4 protein-coding genes and 1 pseudogene are annotated in these 3,303 nt (G+C 41.9%); 1 reads left to right on the forward strand and 4 read right to left on the reverse strand.

All coding sequences use genetic code 11. From position 1 onward, the window contains the following. Positions 1-525 precede the first annotated feature (525 nt). Positions 526-903, reverse strand: coding sequence for a hypothetical protein (locus tag ACFOET_RS08240; RefSeq protein WP_379021456.1), 378 nt, complete (start codon positions 901-903; stop codon positions 526-528). A gap of 596 nt (positions 904-1,499) precedes the next feature. Between ACFOET_RS08240 and ACFOET_RS08245 the strand changes: the two genes are divergently transcribed. After that, a complete protein-coding gene (locus tag ACFOET_RS08245) occupies positions 1,500-1,748 on the forward strand; it encodes a helix-turn-helix domain-containing protein (protein WP_379021458.1) in 249 nt (82 codons plus the stop codon). Between the two features lie 59 nt (positions 1,749-1,807). On the opposite strand, the gene ACFOET_RS08250 is transcribed toward ACFOET_RS08245, so the two are convergent. From ACFOET_RS08250 to ACFOET_RS08260, 3 genes and pseudogenes are all read right to left on the reverse strand, one after another. Then, positions 1,808-2,263, reverse strand: coding sequence for a hypothetical protein (locus tag ACFOET_RS08250; protein ID WP_379021460.1), 456 nt, complete (start codon positions 2,261-2,263; stop codon positions 1,808-1,810). Between the two features lie 11 nt (positions 2,264-2,274). Next, positions 2,275-2,988, reverse strand: coding sequence for a hypothetical protein (locus ACFOET_RS08255; RefSeq protein WP_379021462.1), 714 nt, complete (start codon positions 2,986-2,988; stop codon positions 2,275-2,277). After that, positions 2,980-3,123: pseudogene (locus ACFOET_RS08260) on the reverse strand (RHS repeat-associated core domain-containing protein); the annotation flags it as partial. The gene ACFOET_RS08255 and the pseudogene ACFOET_RS08260, both read right to left, overlap by 9 nt. Positions 3,124-3,303 lie beyond the last annotated feature (180 nt).

Raw genomic sequence — 3,303 nt, forward strand, 5'->3', positions numbered from 1 at the left:
TTTCCCGGGAGAATGGTGTTAGATTTGCCTTGAGCAGCAGGGGTTGAGCATCGGCCCCGCGGGGCCGATGCTCAACCCCTGACACAGTTTGTTTTACACTCCCGCACATTCCCACACCACAACAATAACAACAAGGTTGATTATTGTTCTTAAAACAAGGAGTATTTTGTCCTAACAATGGGGAGTACTTTAATCGTTTCTGTTGATTAATCCTTCGGTTAGGCTATCGTTTTTCGATTATTCCCCGATTGGTTGATTTCTTGCCGCTATACCAAATTATGCTTACACAACAAAAATAGAAAACGAATCCAATAAAACAAATGAATATGTATTTTTTGCAATTCGTCTGTTGGTGGCCCCAGTGAAAGCCTCCATTGCTATGAAAACCAAACATCAGTTCGTGTTTCACCAGGATTATAAACAATGGCCGAATGTCCGGAGTTCCGTTACTGGAGTGTGTTGTTAACCCATTTACGGAGATTATTGGATTAGTTCCGCTTATAGACGGCTTGGCTTCCGATTCATTTATCGATGTTTCATCGCTGATTTCAGCTCTGCAATTTCCTTGTTTTGAAGTTCGCTGGTTCGGTTCAGATCAATAATGTGCAGTGTCAGTTCCTCTACCTTCTTCAGTAGTAGCAGATTCATCTGCGCGAGGTCCAGCCCGTCACGCTCGATGTCGGCAGCCGATGGGATTTCCGGCAGGTGCTTATGTTGTCTTACATAAGCTTCGATATCGGCCAATGCTGGCAACTCGTACTCCGGTTCGAAAACATAATCTGGAACCGAGATATCAGTCTTCACCTTTACTTCCTTCGCCAGAATGGTGCCCTCAACCGCCAGTTTGGCTTGAGGGTTTGTGGTACCGATGCCGACGTTACCGTTGTCTCCTCTTACTACCATTCGGGTATAAAAAGCTTCATTTTTGATGCCTGTCTGTATATATAAATGTCGCGCTCCGTATTCCAAAGGAGGCGACACTATTCTCAAAAACATGCTCTTTTGATTTGTTCCGGGATCGTCGCTTGTTAAAAAATTTCCGCTTGAATTCGAATTGAATAACAAATGATTAAGCCCATCTATTCGCTCCACACGGACGTTCCCCTTTATATGGAGCTCTTCCACTGGTGTCGTACCAATTCCCACATTTCCACTAGAAGGAAAAGTATTCGTTTGCGCCCGGCAATACGCCGCAGTCATCAATAAACTAAATGCAATTAAAATCGGTCTTCGTATCATGGCTTTAATATGTTTTTCAATGTAAACGGATATGCCTATTCCAATACACAGCCAGCTACCTGCGTGGAACCATTGATTCCTGCACAACCGCTTTTTCACGTACAATAACCTGCTAGTCGATCTGTTGATTATCCTTCCGGTTTAGGCTTTTGTTTCTATTCTCTCAATGGTCGATGCCTTTTTTTCTGCTGTCGATCAGAATTGCTTACCCAACAAAGATAACCAAGGAAATAGTAACATGCAATGCTAAGCTTCTGAACTTGGGCATCGGACGTTACGAACGGGGCGAAGTGAAGCCCTCGATTGAGGTAGTAATCAGAATGGCCGATGCCCTGGAAGTGTCTTTAGATTTTCTGGTAGGCAAGACAGAACTGGAGCTTGACAGCTCTACCATTAAACGTATTCAGGAAGTGGCCAAGCTCCCCGAGCAGGAAAAGCAGCAGGTCTTTAGGTACTCGATGCACTTATTCGGGATTTTAAAGCGAGAAAAGCTTATGCCCAATAAATAACAAAACGCCTGGCTCTACTAAAAGAACCAGGCGTTTTAAGTTTATTCAATTTGGAACGACTAACGAGAGTACTTCACGTTCACATTTGAGTAATTTTCAGCATTCCTTTGCCTCTCAATGTTTAGATTGTCTGATATTCGAACTACGTTATCATACCTCCCTTTAATACTATCCTGCCAAGCATTTAAAAGAGTATTATTATTATACTCTTTTAAAGAGAGTTTAGATGGGTTTCCGTTTTCCACAAAATACATAAGAGGCACTAGCTCCACTGTTTTATCATTCTTAAAAACTAAATAGCCATCCATTGATCCATCAAAACCAGCATATTTAGCATACACATATGGCATAGAACTATCCTCTTTATTAAGACGTCCATAATAAAAACGGCTTTCTGCATCTTTGTCGAACCTTGTAACGACTATCCCATTATACTCATATTGTATTCCAATTCTTTTAGAATTTGAGCAACCTACCAGAGTACAGATTACAATAAGAAAGAACAAACTTTTCATTCTGTACATTACTAAAACATTTTGAAATAAGAGGAAATCCCTCCTTTAGAATTTAGTAGGCTTTTCATATATGCTTTACCTGCATCAATGCCAGCTTGAGAAAGAGGATTTTCACCAGTCTTAGCCCGCATTAAAACCGATCCGATTGTTCCCCATGGCGTGTTCATAACATCTCTTCCAGCAAGGCCGATCGCTCTATTAACGTTGTTCCCTGACATATTATATAAACCAAATCCATAATCAATGGCCAATTCAGGAAAGTAACTATTTGCGGCTACGGCTCCAGCCGCAAAATTACCTGCATCTCTTGCAGAAGCATACTTGCCAAATAGCATTGATCCATATCCTATTCCTCCGGGAGAATGAGCTTTTACGTCCCAAATCCCACCTCCTTGTGCCTTTTTTGCATACTCGCCAGCTGAAGGATCACTATCTAATATTGATCCAACCTGTTCAGTAGCCCAATTGGAACCAAAATCAATCTTAGCACCTGCCTGGGGCCTTATCTTTCCGGTTGCTTCGTAATAACCAAAGTCAGCAAAACCAAGTTCAGTCCACGTCTCACCCATCTTTTCACCTCCTGCTGATGTATAGGAAGCAGAATTATGTCTCTTACTAATATCGTCTGCCGTACTATTTTTATGTCTATATACTCCTAAATCTCCATCATCAAATACTGCTAGTACGTTCCCTTTTTCATCCGTATGGGTTGACCATGGTGCCATCCCATCCGGGTCGATGAACCTTACCGGATTGTTAAAACCGTAATTGTATGGACTGTGCCTGCGCATCTGCTCCGCCAATGGATCCACAGCGTTCCAGCGCCCTATCACCGGGTCATAGAACCTTGCGCCGTAATCTTATGACCGTGCTAAGAATTACGCCTCTTCATTACATTAAATTAACGGACTTAAATAATAGTTCATATTTATGAGGCCTGCCTCCACCATCTTTCAGTATTTCAATGATCCTTTGTTTGTTTGGGGAAAATGTAAATTGAATACCGTTAAAATACTCGTTGTATGGGGAGAGCAAACTGT

It is taken from the genome of Parapedobacter deserti (assembly GCF_042646065.1).
In the GTDB taxonomy this organism is placed as follows: Bacteria; Bacteroidota; Bacteroidia; order Sphingobacteriales; family Sphingobacteriaceae; genus Parapedobacter; species Parapedobacter deserti.

Bases quoted from the DNA above. Each gene is read 5' to 3' on its own strand.
- ACFOET_RS08250 (WP_379021460.1), bottom strand. From the start codon at position 2,263: ATGAAAAGTTTGTTCTTTCTTATTGTAATCTGTACTCTGGTAGGTTGC.
- ACFOET_RS08240 (WP_379021456.1), bottom strand. From the start codon at position 903: ATGGTAGTAAGAGGAGACAACGGTAACGTCGGCATCGGTACCACAAAC.
- ACFOET_RS08255 (WP_379021462.1), bottom strand. From the start codon at position 2,988: ATGGCACCATGGTCAACCCATACGGATGAAAAAGGGAACGTACTAGCA.